The 14,143-nt window shown below is 73.7% G+C and carries 15 protein-coding genes and 1 pseudogene; 10 read left to right on the forward strand and 6 right to left on the reverse strand.

Going from position 1 to position 14,143, the window contains the following annotated elements; genetic code table 11:
- Positions 1 to 5: 5 nt before the first annotated feature.
- The 3 genes from CG747_RS29705 to CG747_RS29725 form a co-directional block, all read right to left on the reverse strand.
- Positions 6 to 434: an SseB family protein gene (locus CG747_RS29705; RefSeq protein WP_100604904.1), complete on the reverse strand. Its 429-nt coding sequence runs from the start codon at positions 432 to 434 to the stop codon at positions 6 to 8.
- Between the two features lie 674 nt (positions 435 to 1,108).
- Positions 1,109 to 1,864 carry a DUF4232 domain-containing protein gene (locus CG747_RS29720; protein ID WP_100604905.1) on the reverse strand — a complete coding sequence of 252 codons (756 nt, stop codon included), beginning with the start codon at positions 1,862 to 1,864 and terminating at the stop codon, positions 1,109 to 1,111.
- A 141-nt stretch (positions 1,865 to 2,005) separates the two neighbouring features.
- Positions 2,006 to 2,602, reverse strand: coding sequence for a TetR/AcrR family transcriptional regulator (locus CG747_RS29725; RefSeq protein WP_100604906.1), 597 nt, complete (start codon positions 2,600 to 2,602; stop codon positions 2,006 to 2,008).
- A 123-nt stretch (positions 2,603 to 2,725) separates the two neighbouring features.
- Here CG747_RS29725 and CG747_RS29730 point away from each other — a divergent pair, with 123 nt between their 5' ends.
- Entirely contained in the window at positions 2,726 to 3,214 is a 489-nt protein-coding gene (locus tag CG747_RS29730; RefSeq protein ID WP_100604907.1) for a nuclear transport factor 2 family protein, read from the forward strand.
- Between the two features lie 86 nt (positions 3,215 to 3,300).
- Here CG747_RS29730 and CG747_RS29735 read toward each other — a convergent pair whose 3' ends face one another.
- On the reverse strand, positions 3,301 to 4,863 hold the full coding sequence (locus CG747_RS29735) for a PLP-dependent aminotransferase family protein (protein WP_257980835.1): 1,563 nt from the start codon (positions 4,861 to 4,863) through the stop codon (positions 3,301 to 3,303).
- A gap of 29 nt (positions 4,864 to 4,892) precedes the next feature.
- Between CG747_RS29735 and CG747_RS29740 the strand changes: the two are divergent.
- The 3 genes and pseudogenes from CG747_RS29740 to CG747_RS29750 all read left to right on the forward strand — a co-directional run.
- Positions 4,893 to 5,585: pseudogene (locus tag CG747_RS29740) on the forward strand (methyltransferase domain-containing protein); the annotation flags it as partial.
- A 435-nt stretch (positions 5,586 to 6,020) separates the two neighbouring features.
- The gene (locus tag CG747_RS29745) at positions 6,021 to 6,272 is read left to right on the forward strand and encodes a hypothetical protein (RefSeq protein ID WP_100604946.1); all 252 of its coding nucleotides are present in this window, start codon (positions 6,021 to 6,023) and stop codon (positions 6,270 to 6,272) included.
- An 11-nt stretch (positions 6,273 to 6,283) separates the two neighbouring features.
- Entirely contained in the window at positions 6,284 to 7,450 is a 1,167-nt protein-coding gene (locus CG747_RS29750; RefSeq protein WP_100604909.1) for a flotillin family protein, read from the forward strand.
- A gap of 111 nt (positions 7,451 to 7,561) precedes the next feature.
- Here the strand turns inward: CG747_RS29750 and CG747_RS29755 are convergent, their stop codons facing one another.
- Positions 7,562 to 8,059: a MarR family winged helix-turn-helix transcriptional regulator gene (locus tag CG747_RS29755; protein WP_100604910.1), complete on the reverse strand. Its 498-nt coding sequence runs from the start codon at positions 8,057 to 8,059 to the stop codon at positions 7,562 to 7,564.
- A gap of 288 nt (positions 8,060 to 8,347) precedes the next feature.
- Between CG747_RS29755 and CG747_RS29760 the strand changes: the two genes are divergently transcribed.
- Both CG747_RS29760 and CG747_RS29765 read left to right on the forward strand, forming a co-directional pair.
- Positions 8,348 to 9,559, forward strand: coding sequence for a cytochrome P450 (locus tag CG747_RS29760; protein WP_100604911.1), 1,212 nt, complete (start codon positions 8,348 to 8,350; stop codon positions 9,557 to 9,559).
- A gap of 56 nt (positions 9,560 to 9,615) precedes the next feature.
- Positions 9,616 to 9,810, forward strand: coding sequence for a ferredoxin (locus CG747_RS29765; RefSeq protein WP_100604912.1), 195 nt, complete (start codon positions 9,616 to 9,618; stop codon positions 9,808 to 9,810).
- A 191-nt stretch (positions 9,811 to 10,001) separates the two neighbouring features.
- Here CG747_RS29765 and CG747_RS29770 read toward each other — a convergent pair whose 3' ends face one another.
- A complete protein-coding gene (locus CG747_RS29770; RefSeq protein ID WP_100604913.1) occupies positions 10,002 to 10,955 on the reverse strand; it encodes a helix-turn-helix transcriptional regulator in 954 nt (317 codons plus the stop codon).
- 52 nt (positions 10,956 to 11,007) lie between these two features.
- Between CG747_RS29770 and CG747_RS29775 the strand changes: the two genes are divergently transcribed.
- The 4 genes from CG747_RS29775 to CG747_RS29790 all read left to right on the forward strand — a co-directional run bounded on the left by CG747_RS29775 (position 11,008) and on the right by CG747_RS29790 (position 13,801).
- Complete coding sequence (locus tag CG747_RS29775) at positions 11,008 to 12,063, forward strand: NAD(P)-dependent alcohol dehydrogenase (protein WP_100604914.1); 1,056 nt, start codon at positions 11,008 to 11,010, stop codon at positions 12,061 to 12,063.
- Positions 12,064 to 12,272: 209 nt separating this feature from the next.
- Positions 12,273 to 12,443 carry a 50S ribosomal protein L32 gene (gene rpmF, locus CG747_RS29780; RefSeq protein WP_100604915.1) on the forward strand — a complete coding sequence of 57 codons (171 nt, stop codon included), beginning with the start codon at positions 12,273 to 12,275 and terminating at the stop codon, positions 12,441 to 12,443.
- A gap of 113 nt (positions 12,444 to 12,556) precedes the next feature.
- Positions 12,557 to 13,093: an LPXTG cell wall anchor domain-containing protein gene (locus tag CG747_RS50765; RefSeq protein ID WP_100604916.1), complete on the forward strand. Its 537-nt coding sequence runs from the start codon at positions 12,557 to 12,559 to the stop codon at positions 13,091 to 13,093.
- 27 nt (positions 13,094 to 13,120) lie between these two features.
- The gene (locus CG747_RS29790; RefSeq protein ID WP_100604917.1) at positions 13,121 to 13,801 is read left to right on the forward strand and encodes an RNA polymerase sigma factor; all 681 of its coding nucleotides are present in this window, start codon (positions 13,121 to 13,123) and stop codon (positions 13,799 to 13,801) included.
- Positions 13,802 to 14,143: the final 342 nt, after the last annotated feature.

A 14,143-nucleotide genomic window follows, 5' to 3' on the forward strand; every position in this document is an offset into this window, starting at 1 on the left:
CCCCCCTAGACGTGCGTGGTGCCCGGTGCATCGGCAGACGAGGCGGTGGCATGTTCGGTGTGCGCGTCCACCGCAACGCGATCCGGGACGATTCCGGATACCGGCGGGAAAACCATGCCTCGCTCGCTCCCGGCATCCAGGGCCACGCCCACGGGCCCCTCGATGGCGGGGACCAGCACGTCGAGGACGCGGGCGCCGACCACGGACGCGTACTGCCACTCAGGCTGCGGTTCGTCTCCGCGTTCCGCGGCAAAACTGGACAAGGCGTCCTCGTCGCTGAATACATAAAGCCAGCGAATGCCGTCCAACTCGGCTGTGAGGAATGCGTCGTCGACGATCGGGAGTATCACGATCGCGCGCCGGAATTCACCGACCAGTGCGGCCGGATTCGGCCTGCCTTCGTGGCACGCGGCCACCTCGTCCGCCAATGGCACGGTGAGCCCCTCCCCATTGCTGCCCAGCTCATCTGCTGGGTCCACTTTGGCATACGGCACTGACCACGCCGCCGGGCGATCTCCCCCAATAAACCGGCTGGACGTTCCTTTTGTTTTCAATCAAGAGGGGCGATCGCGGACGCTCCGCCCAACACCCGTGCCGCCGCCGCGGCCGTGTCCACGGACGCGGGGTCGCCCGATATCATCCACGGCGTCCGGATCGAACCGACCCAACGGCGGATCTTCGGTTCCCGGCCGGAGGGGGAACGGGGGCTCCCGATTCCGTTCCAGTGCGGAGGACGGCGTCGCGGGGGCCGTTGTCGGGTTGCGTCCCTCTTGGGGAACTCGCCGTCGTACACGATCAACACGCGCTCCAGACAGCCAAGTTGCCCGGGGCGGATGCCGGAAGCCGAATGCCGAAAGCCGGCAGGTCCGTTGTGACCTGCCGGCTCGGCGTACCGCCAACCGTCCTTGTGCGCTACCGGTGCCGGCGAACCCCGCACGTGCCCCCGCACGTGCTCCCGCATGCGCCACCCCGGGTCCATCCGTGGGAACCGACCGGCCGCCCGCGCGCACCGACTCCGGCTCAGCCGCCCACGATGCGGCCTCGTCCACCCCCGTCATGGCCTGCGCACTGAGACCGATCCGCTCAGGCGACGGGCCGTGCATGACGGTCAGTTGGCGATGCCGACCGGGTGGACCTTGATGCTGTCGTCGTACGAGCCGCCCAGCTTCAGCGCGTCCGCGGGCCACTTCAGGGACACGCTGTGGGTCTCGTTCGGCGGCGTCACGATGATGTTCGTCGGGTTGGCGAGGCTGTCGCCGCTGAAGTCGACCTTGTACGAGATGCTGAAGGTGGCGGTGTCGCCGGGCTTCAGGTCGGTGATGCGGGGCACCTCGCCGCCGCGGTGCACCGGGGCGGAGGTGCCGTCGGCGTCCTTCAGGTCGACGCCCGCGAAGCCCGCCGCCGAGCAGGTGCTGCCGCCCTTGTTCGTCATCTGGACGGTGATCTCGCCCACCTTCTGGTCGGGCGAGCTGTCCACGGCCTCCATGGTCAGGTCGGACGTGCGGCAGAACTTGGCCTTCCCCGCGCTCTGCGCCGTGCCGCCCCCGGAGTGGGCGCGGGAGGGGGCGGAGGTGCCGGAGCCGGCACGGGACGAGGTGCCGTTCCCGGAGCCCGCCTTCGCGTGGTCCGGCTGGGCGTCGTTGCCCTGCGCCCCGGCGGAGGAGCTCGCGCCGCCGGCCTCGGTCGAGCCCGCGCCGCTGGCCTCGGAGACCACGCCCGTGCCCGACTGCCCTCCGGCCTTGGAAGGGCCGGCGTCCGCACCGGAGCAGGCGGTCAGGGAGAACGCGGCCGCTGCGGTCAGGGCCGCGGCGGCGATCCGCAGGGTGCGGCGACGGGCGGTGCGGGCAGTGGCGTTGGAGCTCATTTCGGTTCCCCCCGGGGAAGTCGGTGTCGGTCTCTCCTCCGTACGACAACCACTCTGGCCGGGGCCGCTATCGCCCGACTGCCGCTCCGCTAACACCCTGCTAAGGCGACGGAAGCGGCCGGGCGCTCCTGTTGCGTTCCCTCACGCGCGGGCGGTCGCGGACGCCCCGACCAGCGCTTGTGCCGCCGCGGCGGCCGTGTCCGCGGACGCCGGGTCGCCCGCTATCGCGGCGCTGGTGATGGCGCCGTCGATCAGGAGGGCCAGCTGGGTGGCCAGGACGGTGGGGGCGGGGTGGTCCAGCGGCCGGACGAGGTCGGTGAGGTAGGCGAGCAGGGCGCGTTTGTGGTCGCGGGTGACGTGGGCGACGCCCTCCGAGGTGGCGCCGAGTTCGCCGTAGGCGTTGATGAAGGCGCAGCCGCGGAAGTCCGGGGCGGCGAACCAGGTGCCCAGCCAGTCGAAGACGGCGCGGATCCGGGCCGCCGGGGCGTCGGGGGCCCCGCACGCGGACACGTAGGCGGCGAGGTCGGCCCGCCAGCGCGCGTCGCGGCGGCGCAGGTACGCCTCGACGAGGTCGTGCTTGGCCGGGAACGTGCCGTAGAGGCGCTTGAGGGACACCCCGGCGGCGGTGCGGAGTTCGTCCATGCCGACGGCTTGGATGCCGCGCTCGTAGAAGAGCTTCTCCGCGGCGTCGAGGATCCGCGTCCGCACCTCGTCGCGGACATCGTCATGGGCCGTCACGGGGTCCCGCCTTCCGCTGAGAACGATCGTTCTCTACACTAGCCGAAGCAGGCGGAGAACGAGCGTTCTCCAGTTCTCCGGCCGCGCACGGCCATGCCATCCGCCACCGACAGGAGTCGCGCCATGTCCGGTACACCCGCCCCATCCACCGCGTCCGCGCCCCGGCCGCCGTTCCCGCCGTTCGACGAAGCGAGCGCGCGGCAGAAGGTCCAGGCCGCCGAGGACGCCTGGAACACCCGCGACCCCGAGCGGGTGGCCCTCGCCTACACCGAGGACTCGGTCTGGCGGAACCGGGACACCTTCCTCACCGGGCGCGCCGAGATCGTCGCGTTCCTGCGCCGGAAGTGGGACCGGGAACTGGACTACGCGCTGCGCAAGGAACTCTGGTCGTACTCAGGGGACCGGATCGCGGTGCGGTTCCAGTACGAGAGCCGGGACGCCGACGGCCGGTGGTGGCGGAGTTACGGCAACGAGCTGTGGGAGTTCGACGCGTCGGGGCTGATGCGCCGCCGGGAGGCGGGGATCCACGACGTCCGGATCGAGGAGGCGGAACGGCGGATCTTCGGGTCCCGGCCGGAAGGGGAACGGGGGCTGCCGATTCCGTTCCGGTGAGGAGTCACCGCCTTCGGAGTCGCCTTCGGAGTCGCCACCTCAGGTGACGGGCGTCTGAGGGGATCCACCGGCTCCCGAGCGGGAGTTCATGCCCCGCCTTCGCCGCTCCGTCGGCCCGCGGCGCGCAGCGCCTCCCCCAGGACGGCGACGCCCTCGGTCAGCTCCCCGGGAGTGCGCGCCGCGTAGCCGAGCACCAGGCCCGGCCGTCCGTAGGGCCGCTGGCTGTGCCAGGACAGCGGATGGACCTTGACGCCGCGGGCGAGCGCGGCGGCCGCCAGCTCGGTGTCGGGCGGGGCGGCGGGCGGGAAGGTGATCGTCAGGTGCAGGCCGGCCGCGGCGCCGTGGACGGCCGCGGCCGGGAGGTGGGTGCGGACCGCGGCGATCACCGCGTCCCGGCGGGCCCGGTGGCGGCGACGCATCTGCCGCATCAGACGCTCCAGTTCGCCGGATTCCATCAGGTGGGCCAGGACGGCCTGTGGCAGCGCGGCATTGCCGAGGTCGGCGAAGCGCTTGGCGGCCACCAGCGCCTCCCGGTAGCGGGGCGGGGCGAGCAGCCAGCCGAGCCGCAGGGCGGGAGCCAGCAGCTTGGAGGCGCTGCCCGCGTAGCAGACGTGGTCGGCGAGGAGGGAGCGCAGGGCGGGTACCGGGGGGCGGTCGTAGCGGTGCTCGGCGTCGTAGTCGTCCTCGACGATCAGGCCACCGGTGTCGGACGCCCAGCGGAGCAGGTCGCGGCGGCGGGCCCCGCCGAGCACCACGCCGGTCGGGAACTGGTGGGCCGGGGTGAGGAGGACGGCGCGGGCACCGGTCGCCCTTAGGGCGTCGACCCGGATGCCGTCCTCGTCCACCGGGACCGGCGGGGTCGCCGCGCCCCAGTGGTGGAGGTGCTGGCGGGTGCCGAGCGAACCGGGGTCCTCCACCGCGATGGCGTCGACGCCGTCACGGTGCAGCACCTGGGCGATCAGGCCGAGCGCCTGTGCCGTACCGGAAATGATCAGGACATCGGCGGGGTCGGCCCGGATGCCGCGGTAGCGGGCCAGCCAGTGGACGACGGCCCGCCGCAGCTCGGGGGTGCCGCGCGGATCGCCGTAGCCGAGGGCCGCCGAGGGGAGCCCGGCGAGCACCGCGCGTTCGGCGCGCAGCCAGGCGGCGCGGGGGAACGAGGCCAGGTCGGGCACACCGGGCGTCAGGTCGATCCGCGCGGGGGTCGAGCGGAGGGTGTCGAAGATGTCGCTGCCGGGCGCGGCGGCGAAGGGCGTCGGGGTGGCGGCCGTCGGGGTGGCGGCCGTCGGGCCGGGGCCCGCCGTGCCCCCACCCGTCGTGGTCGCCGCGCCGGCGGACAGCGGGGCGGCGACCACCACCGTGCCGCCGCGCCCCCGCCCGGCCACCTGGCCGTCCTCCCGCAGCCGCTGGTACACCTCGGTGACCAGGCCGCGCGAGACCCGCAGGTCGGCGGCGAGCACCCGGGTCGCGGGCAGCCTGCTCCCGACCGGCAGCCGGCCGTCCGCGATGGCCCGCCGCAGCTCACCGGCCAGACGGTCCGCCCGGCGCCCGGCAGGCACCTCCCCGATCCGCAACTGGAGGAAATCGGAGCCGGCCACACCCCCGGACGTTACGGACCCCTCGACCGCACTCTCTTTGGACCTGTCCACCGGACCATTCTCCGCGCGACGGTGATCCCATGACCGCGCACGACTCAGCCCAACTCCCCTTCCCCGCACCCGTATCCGCATCCGTATACGTATCCGAGGCTCCCGCACCCGAGATCCACGGAGCCGGTGCCCCCGCCTCCCCCGCCTACGTCCACAGCTACGTCCACGGCTACTCCGACGACGAGGCCCGCCGCCTCGGCGACCAGGCCGACACCCTGGCCGCACTGCTCCACGCCGGGACCGCCTATCCGGACGGGAGCCGCGTCCTGGAGGTCGGCTGCGGGGTCGGCGCGCAGACCGTCCACCTGGTGAACGGCAGCCCGGGCGCCCACATCGCCGCCCTCGACCGTTCCGCAACCTCCCTCGCCCAGGCCCGCGCCCACCTGGCGGCGCACGCCCCGTACGCGACGGACCGGGTCACCTGGCACCACGCCGACCTGCACCAACTCCCCTTCCCCGACGCCTCCTTCGACCACCTCTTCCTCTGCTTCGTCCTGGAACACCTCCCCGACCCCGTCCGTGCGGCGACCGAACTGCGCCGCGTACTGCGCCCCGGCGGCTCCCTCACCGCCATCGAGGGCGACCACGGCTCGGTCGTCTTCCACCCGGACGGCCCGGCCGCCCGCCGGGTGATCGGCCACCAGGTCCGCCTCCAGGCGGCAGCCGGCGGAAACGCCCTGATGGGGCGGCAGTTGTACGCCCTCCTCACCGCCGCCGGTTTCGCGGACGTCGCCGTCCGGCCGCGCACCGTCTACGCCGACGCGAGCCGGCCCGGCCTCGTCGACGGCTTCACCCGCCGGACCTTCCTCGCCATGGTCGAATCCGTCCGGGACGAGGCCCTCGGCGCCGGGCTGACCACGCCCGCCGACTGGGACCGCGGCATCGCCGAGCTACGGCGCTCCGCGGAGCCCGGCGGCAGCTTCCACTACACGTTCTTCAAGGCCGTGGCCGTCGCGCCCGCGGACGACCCGCAGAGCTGGGCCGAACCGCAGAGCTGGGCCGACCCGGTCGGCACTCCCGCGGCGCGGGCCGCCACTCCCGGGTCCTGGTCGCACCACCTCAACGGCGCACCAACTCGCCGCCCTCCCGCCATAGGCCACCGCGCGCCGGAGCGCTATGGTCGGAATCCAAGAACGAACGGGGGAGGGCAGCGGTCTATGGCCCGGGATGAAGCCGTGATCGGCTGTACCGGAGTACTGCTGATCGGCACACGTGGAGCTGCCGGACCCGGTGAGGTTCTGGTGCGGATCCGGGGTGGCTCCGAGACGTTCCTCGCCTGGTCCCCCGAGCCCCTGCCTGTGGGGGCGACCGTGCTCGTGATCGAGTCCCGTGGCAGTCGCCAGGTCAACGTCATGGAGTGGGCCGATCCGTTGGACGCGTCGGCCGGTGATCCCGGCGACGCTGGTTGAGGAGACGAGTGATGTTCGGTTACCGCGTTCCTGCCCCTGATCAAGCCATGCTGATCTCCGGTGGCAGGCGGGGACAGGGCGGGGCGCCCTTCCGGGTCGTGACCGGCCACGGCAAGTTCGTGCTGCCGGTCTTCCGCAAGGTCCGCTTCCTGACCCTGGCGATGTGCGAGGCCGAGGTCGCCGAGAAATGCGTGACCAGGCAGGGCATCGGCCTCACGGTGCGCGCCGTGATCGCGTTCAAGGTCGGCAACGACACCGAGAGCATCGTCAACGCCGGCCAGCGCTTCCTGTCCGACCAGGACCAGATGGCGATCCTGACCGGCCGGATCTTCGCCGGTCATCTGCGTTCCATCATCGGTTCGATGACGGTCGAGGAGATCGTCACCGAACGGCAGAAACTGGCCACCGAGGTCCTGGAGACGTCCAAGACCGAAATGGCCAAGATCGGCCTGATCGTCGACTCGTTGCAGATCCAGTCGATCGACGACGGCGACACCGGCTACATCGCGGCGATGTCCGCCCCGCACAAGGCCGCCATCCAGCGCCAGGCCCAGATCGCCCAGGCCCAGGCCACCCAGGCGTCGGTCGAGGCGCAGCAGGAGGCGGCGCGCAACCAGGCCGAGTACCAGCGGCAGACCGCCGTGGTCCAGGCCGAGTACAACGCCGAGGTGGACCGCGCCCAGGCCCGTGCCGCACAGGCCGGCCCGCTCGCCCAGGCCCACGCCCAGCAGGAGGTGCTGGCCGCCCAGACCGAGCTCGCCGAGCGGGCCGCCAAGCTGCGCCAGCAGGAACTGGTCGCCGAGGTCGTCAAGCCCGCCGAGGCGGAGGCCGAGCGCATCCGGCTGCTGGCCCTGGCCGAGGCCGAGCGGATGAAGATCCAGGCCGAGGCCGCCGCCTCGCACGACCGGGTCGCCCTGGACCGGATGCTCATCGACCAGCTCCCGCAGATCGTCAAGGAAGCCTCCGCGGGCCTGGCCAACGCCAACGTCAACGTCCTCAACGGCACCGACGGCCTGGGCGAGATCGCCGCCGGCCTGGTCGGCCAGGGCCTGACCATCCTCGACTCGGTCCGCCGCAACCTCGGCAACCCCGATTCCGCCGGCGGCACCACCGCCCAGAACGGGAAAGGGTCCACCGGGACCGGCAACGGCCACAGCGGCCGCGTCGAGATCGAGTAGTCAGGGCGAGCGGGTGGCCCGCACGCCGTCGGCGCCACCGTCACCGGCGGCGGGACCACCGGGCACCGCCCGGGGGCGGGCCACCAGCCGGCTCGCCGCCGGGCGCGGGCGCTACGCCCCGCGCCCCCGCGGCCGCAGCTCCTCCATGTGCTTGTCGCGGACGTATTCCACGAGGCGGTCCAGCACCGCCGTCGTGGTGTCCAGATCGGCGTCGCCGAAATCACTGAGGGCCTGGCGCAGTCCGGCCAGTCGGGCCGCCTGGAAGCTCTCCAGGACGGCCCTGCCGTGCGGCGTGATCGCGACCCGGCGGGCCCGCCGGTCCGACTCGTCCGGGGTGCGCTCGACCAGGTCCTGCGCCTCCAACTGGCTGATCTGCCGGGTGACGTGCGGCGGCTCGACCATCATCAGCGCCGCCAGGTCGCCGACCCGGCTGACGCCTCCGCTGTCGTCCAGCGCCATCAGCAGATGCAGGTCGGAGCGGCCGGCCGTGATGCCCGCCTGGCTCGCGTGGCGCTCGTGCGCCCGCGAGCGGGTGAGCAGGTAGGACAGCGTGCCCAGCACTCTCTGCAGTGCGGCGGTGGAGTCCTGGTGGGGCGCGGGGTCCGGCATGGGGGCACTGTAGCGGGCACCGGTCCCCGGACCCGTCGCGTCCCGTACCAGGATCCGGCCGCCCCGGGCCCTTCCGCCACCGCGCCCCGCGGACCGCCCGGCAACCGTCCCGTCCCTCGGTCCGCTGCTCCGTCCGCCGCTCCGTCCGCCGCTCCGTCCGCCGTGCGGTTTGAGCCAACCTCGGGCCTGCCGTGATCCATCCTTCCCTCCCCCGCCCGGCCTGAGTTAGCGTGACCACAACTTAGTTACCTAAGTTAGGTAACTAACTCACGCGGAAGGACCGGCCGCATGACGACCGCAGAACGCACCGCTCCCCCCGAGACCCTCACCGTCCCGGCCAGCCACGCCCCCGGCTGCCCCTTCGACCCCGCCCCCGCCGTCACCGAGGCGGCGCGCACCGAACCGGTGACCCGGGCGACCCTCTGGGACGGCTCCTCCTGCTGGCTGGTGACGGGCCATCAGGACGTCCGGGCGGTGCTCGGCGACCCGCGCTTCAGCGCCGACGCCCACCGCCCCGGCTTCCCCTTCCTCACCGCCGGCAACCGCGAGGCCCTCGGCACCAACCGGACCTTCCTGCGCATGGACGACCCGGAGCACGCCCGGCTCCGCCGGATGCTCACCGCGGACTTCATGGTCAAGAAGGTCGAGGCGATGCGCCCCGAGGTGCAGCGCCTCGCCGACGAGCTGCTCGACCGGATGACCGCCGGACGCACCTCCGCCGACCTGGTCACCGAATTCGCGCTGCCGCTGCCGTCCCTGGTGATCTGCCTGCTGCTCGGCGTCCCCTACGAGGACCACGAGTTCTTCCAGGAGCGGAGCCGGATCCTGCTCACCCTGCGTTCCACGCCCGAGGAGAGCCGGGCCGCCCAGGACGAGTTGCTGGAGTACCTCACCCGGCTCGCCCGGACCAAGCGCGAGAAGCCGGACGACGCCATCGTCAGCCGCCTGGTCGCCCGCGGCGAACTCGACGACACCGAGATCGCGGCCATGGGGCGCGTGCTGCTGATCGCCGGCCACGAGACGACCGCCAACATGACCGCCCTGTCCACCCTCGCCCTGCTCCGCAACCCCGACCAACTCGCCCGGCTGCGCGCCGAACCCGCGCTCGTCAAGGGCGCCGTCGAGGAGCTGCTGCGCTACCTGACGATCGTGCACAACGGCGTCCCCCGGGTCGCCACCGAGGACGTCGTCGTCGGCGGCCGCACCGTCCGCGCCGGCGAGGGCGTCCTGTGCATGCTCAACTCCGCCAATCGGGACGCCGACGCCTTCCCCGACGGCGACGCCCTCGACGTGACCCGGAACGCCCGCCGGCACGTCGCCTTCGGCTTCGGCGTCCACCAGTGCCTGGGGCAGCCGCTGGCCAGGGTGGAGCTCCAGATCGCCGTGGAGACCCTGATCCGCCGGCTGCCGAACCTGCGGCTGGCCGTCCCCCACGAGGAGGTCCCGTTCCGCGGCGACATGGCGATCTACGGGGTGCACTCCCTGCCGATCGCCTGGTGACCACCCGCACTCCGCACCCCCCGCCCCCCACCCACCACGCACCACTTGGGAGCACCATGCGCATCCACGCCGACCAGGAGAAGTGCTGCGGCGCCGGCAGCTGCGTCCTCGCCGCACCGGACGTCTTCGACCAGCGGGAGGACGACGGCATCGTGGTCGTCCTCGACGCCGAACCGCCCACCGCGCTGCACGACGCGGTCCGCGAGGCGGCGGCCATCTGCCCCGCCGCCGCCATCACCGTGACCGACTGACCGGCCGGCCGACCGGCCGCCCCCTCGCCCCGCACCACGCCAACTCCCTTGACATGAACGGGTGTTGTGCGGACGGCCCGGCCACGGTACGGAGCGGCGCACGCTCCGCGCGGTGGCCGCCTCCTGACCGTGCGGCCCGGCCGGGGGCGCGCAGCCGCAGCGCCCCCGGCCGGGCCCGACACCGCCGAGCCCTACGCCGCCGGTTCCGACGCCACCGCGCTCGCCGCCAGCCTCCGCAGCGCCGCCTCGGACGGCGAGCCCGGCGCGGCGTGGTGGGTGACGAGCATCTGCTCCGGGTCGGCCGCCACCACCAGCGACTCGTAGGACAGGGTCAGCGGGCCCACCAGCGGGTGGTGCAACTGCTTCACGCCGAAGCCCTTGTCCTTGACGTCGTGCCGGGCCCACAGCCTCCGGAACTCCTGGCTCTGCCCGGCCAGTTCGGTGATCAGCCCGGCCAGCGCCGGGTCGTCCGGCAGCCGCCCCAGCTCGCGGCGGAGCAGTCCGACCATCACCTCCGCCTTGCCCTCCCAGTTCACGTAGAGCGCGCGGGCGGCCGGGTCCAGGAAGACCTGCCGGGCCATGTTGCGCCGCTCCGGCGGCATCGCCGGGAAGTCCCCGAACAGGGCGCGGCCGAGCCGGTTCCAGCCGATGATGTCCAGCCGCCGGCCCACCACGAACGCCGGGACCAGCTCCAGCGCGTCCAGCAGCTGCCGGCACGCGGGCCCGACCTGTTGCGGCCGGCGGGCGGCGCGGACCCGCCGGGAGACCGGGCGGACCAGGTGCCGGAGGTGGTCGCGCTCGGCCGCGGTCAGCCGGAGCGCGGTGCCGAGCGCGTCCAGCACGGCGTCCGAGACGTTCGGACCGTGGCCCTGCTCCAGCCTGATGTAGTAGGCCACGCTCACCCCGACCAGCTGCGCCAGCTCCTCGCGGCGCAGCCCCGGCACCCTGCGGTGGCCGCCGCGGTCCGGCAGCCCGACGTCCCCGGGCCGCAGCCGGGCCCGCCGCGAGCGCAGGAACTCGCTCAGCTCGGTGCGCCGGTCGACACCCAGGTCGCCGACGGGCCCCGGACGGCCCGCCGCACCACCGGGCCCCTCGGGTCGGCCGCCTCCCAAGGTGGTTCCGTCAGTAGTAGGCACACCATTCATATGTTCAAGAGTGCACTGGTTAGGGCATGCGGAGCGAAGCATTCTCGGTGGCATGACCCACACCTCTGTCGCCGCGTACGCCGCACCCGCACCGAAGGCACCGCTGGAGCGGACCACCATCCCGCGCCGCGAGCTGGGTGCCCACGACATCCTGATCGACATCAAGTTCGCCGGCATCTGCCACTCCGACATCCACACCGTGCGCGCCGAGTGGGGCGACGGCGGGACCTTCCCGATCGTCCCCGGCCACGAGATAGCCGGTGTGGTCGCCGCGACCGGCCCCGAGGTCACCCGCTACCAGGTGGGCGACCGGGTCGGCGTCGGATGCTTCGTCGACTCCTGCCGCACCTGTGAGAACTGCCGGGCCGGCCTGGAGCAGTACTGCACCGGCGAGCTCGGCACCGTCAACACCTACGGCGACACCGACCGGAACGGCGAGGTCACCTACGGCGGCTACTCCACCCACCTGGTCGTCGACGAGAACTACGCGCTGCGCATCCCCGACACGCTGCCGCTGGACGCCGCGGCCCCGCTGCTGTGCGCCGGCATCACCCTCTACTCCCCGCTCGCCCACTGGCAGGCGGGCCCCGGCAAGAAGGTCGCCGTGGTCGGCCTGGGCGGCCTGGGCCACATGGGCGTCAAGATCGCGCACGCGATGGGCGCGGAGGTCACCGTCCTGAGCCAGTCGCTCCGCAAGAAGGACGACGGCCTGCGGCTCGGTGCCGACCACTACTACGCGACCAGCGACCCGGCCACCTTCGAGGCGCTGGCCGGCACCTTCGACCTGATCGTCAACACCGTCTCGGCCAACCTGGACATGGGCGCCTACCTCGGCCTGCTGCGCACCAACGGCACCCTGGTCCAGCTCGGCGCCCCCGAGCAGCCGCTGCCCGTCGCGCCGTTCGCGCTGATCGGCGGCCGCCGGTCGATCGCCGGTTCGCTGATCGGCGGCATCGCGGAGACCCAGGAGATGCTCGACTTCTGCGCCGAGCACGGGCTGGTCTCGGAGATCGAGGTGATCAGCGCGGACCGGATCAACGAGGCGTACGAGCGGGTGCTGGCGAGCGACGTCCGCTACCGCTTCGTGATCGACACCTCCACGATCTGAGCCGTCGCGCCGGTCCGGCGCACCGACGGTCGCCCCGACCCGTCGCATCCGGGCACGTGAGCGCCCGGGGCCGCCCCCACTGGCCGCCCCGGGCGTTTCGCGTGCCGTGACCCCGGGCACTGCACCGCAACTCTACTTGGAAATGGTACTCATTTCCATATAGCCTCCCTCTCGACCGGCACCCACCCGACCCCCGGAGGCCCGCCACCATGGCCGTACCCAAGCGCAAGCTCTCCCGCAGCAACACCCGCCACCGCCGCGCCCAGTGGAAGGCCAGCGCCCCCCGCCTCGTGCCGATCACCCTCGACGGCTCCGTGTACCAGGTCCCGCAGCACCTGGTGAAGGCGTACCGGCTCGGCCTGCTCGACCCGAAGGACTGACCGGCCGCGGCCGCCCCGCGGGGTCACGGGATACGGTCGCGGCGGCGGTACCGGCCCGCGAAAAGTTTTTTCGGCCCGGCGGCAACCCCGCCCCCGGCCGCACGTCGTCTCGGGTGAAGGCGCCTCAGGGCGCCACCGTCGACGAACTGGAGCAGCCGACCGTGAACCCGTCCCGTACCGCTCGCACCTCCCGTACCGCCGGCCCGCGGCTGCGCCGTTCGGCCGGCGCCGGCCTCCTGGCCGCGATAGCGCTCACCGCCGTCGCGACGACCGGCACCGCCTACGCCGCCGACCCCTCGCCCGTCCCCACCCAGCCCCCGGGCCACAGCGCCACCCCCTCGCCCGTCCCCAGCCACCCCGGCCACGGCGGCAGCCCCTCCCCCGTCCCCACCCACCCCGGCCACGGCAACAGCCCCTCGCCGGCCCCGAGCTACCCCCCGGGCCACAGCGCCACCCCCTCGCCGGTCCCCAGCAAGCCCGGCAGCAAGCCCGGCAGCAACCCCGCACCGGCCCCGGCCGGCGGCGACGACAAGCAGCTCGCCAAGACCGGCGCCTCCTCCGGTACCACCCTCGCGCTGGGCGGCGGCGCGGCCGCCCTGATCGCCGCGGGCGGCGGCGCGCTCTACGCCGTCCGCCGCAACCGCGCCTGACCCCGACCGGGTACGCCCGAGGGAACGATGGCCCACTACGCCCCGCACCCGGCCCCGACAGGGTTCGCCCTGTCGGGGCTCCGGCACGCCGGCTGGCGCCGCCTGCTGCGCGCCGTCCGCCGCGAGTCGCCGCCCCGCCACTCCGCACCCGTCCACCAACTACGGCCTCCCACACGGCAGTTGACGTACGAACAGGACGGCGCGCCACCCCCCGAACCGCCCCGCCCCACCATCACCGAGCTCTACCACGCCCACCGGCTGAAAATGGTCCGCCTGGCGGTCCTCCTCGTCGACGACCGCGCCACCGCCGAGGACGTCGTCCAGGATGCGTTCGCCGCCCTCTACAAACGCCACGGCGAACAACTCGGCGAGGTCGACAACGCCCTCGCCTACCTGCGCACCGCGGTGGTCAACGCCGCCCGCTCGGTGCTGCGCCGCCGCCGCACCGCCCGCGACTACACCCCGCCGCACGAGGCCGACGCGCCCTCCGCCGAGGAGCGGGTGGTCCTCGACGAGGAGCACCGCGAGGTCTTCGCCGCACTCGGCGGGCTCACCGCCCGCCGCCGCGAGGTGCTGGTCCTGCGCTACTGGGGCGACCTCACCGAAGCGGAGATCGCGGCGACCCTGGGCATCAGCCGCGGCGCGGTGAAGTCCCTGGCCAGCCGCGCCCTGGACGCGCTGGAGAAGATCCTGGAGGAACGGTCTTGAGTACCCGCGACACCGCCCCCTGGGACACCACCGCGGAACGCCCCGTCGAGGACCGGCTGCGCCGCGCCCTCACGGCCCGCGCCGACGCCGTCGGCATCCACGACCTGCGCCCGGCGGCACCCCCCGGCCCGCACCTCCGCCACCGCCGCCGCCCGGCCTTCCTCACCCGCCTCTCCCCGCGCCGCCTCGCCCTGCCGCTGGCCGCCGCGGCGACCGCCGCCGCCGCCGTCGCCGTCGCCGCGCACCTCGCCGCCGCCCCCGACCGGCCCCCCCCCCCCCCCCCCCCCCCCCCCCCCCCCCCCCCCCCCCCCCCCCCCCCCCCCCCCACCCCCCCCCCCCCCC

It is taken from the genome of Streptomyces sp. CB02959, assembly GCF_002803155.1.
GTDB lineage: Bacteria > Actinomycetota > Actinomycetes > Streptomycetales > Streptomycetaceae > Streptomyces.

What these genes read in the sequence shown, in the direction of transcription:
- CG747_RS29720 (WP_100604905.1), bottom strand. Translation starts at nt 1,864, where the DNA reads ATGAGCTCCAACGCCACTGCCCGCACCGCCCGTCGCCGCACCCTGCGG.
- CG747_RS29730 (WP_100604907.1), top strand. Translation starts at nt 2,726, where the DNA reads ATGTCCGGTACACCCGCCCCATCCACCGCGTCCGCGCCCCGGCCGCCG.
- CG747_RS29745 (WP_100604946.1), top strand. Translation starts at nt 6,021, where the DNA reads ATGGCCCGGGATGAAGCCGTGATCGGCTGTACCGGAGTACTGCTGATC.
- CG747_RS29750 (WP_100604909.1), top strand. Translation starts at nt 6,284, where the DNA reads ATGTTCGGTTACCGCGTTCCTGCCCCTGATCAAGCCATGCTGATCTCC.
- CG747_RS29755 (WP_100604910.1), bottom strand. Translation starts at nt 8,059, where the DNA reads ATGCCGGACCCCGCGCCCCACCAGGACTCCACCGCCGCACTGCAGAGA.
- CG747_RS29760 (WP_100604911.1), top strand. Translation starts at nt 8,348, where the DNA reads ATGACGACCGCAGAACGCACCGCTCCCCCCGAGACCCTCACCGTCCCG.
- CG747_RS29765 (WP_100604912.1), top strand. Translation starts at nt 9,616, where the DNA reads ATGCGCATCCACGCCGACCAGGAGAAGTGCTGCGGCGCCGGCAGCTGC.
- CG747_RS29770 (WP_100604913.1), bottom strand. Translation starts at nt 10,955, where the DNA reads ATGAATGGTGTGCCTACTACTGACGGAACCACCTTGGGAGGCGGCCGA.
- CG747_RS29775 (WP_100604914.1), top strand. Translation starts at nt 11,008, where the DNA reads ATGACCCACACCTCTGTCGCCGCGTACGCCGCACCCGCACCGAAGGCA.
- rpmF (WP_100604915.1), top strand. Translation starts at nt 12,273, where the DNA reads ATGGCCGTACCCAAGCGCAAGCTCTCCCGCAGCAACACCCGCCACCGC.
- CG747_RS29790 (WP_100604917.1), top strand. Translation starts at nt 13,121, where the DNA reads ATGGCCCACTACGCCCCGCACCCGGCCCCGACAGGGTTCGCCCTGTCG.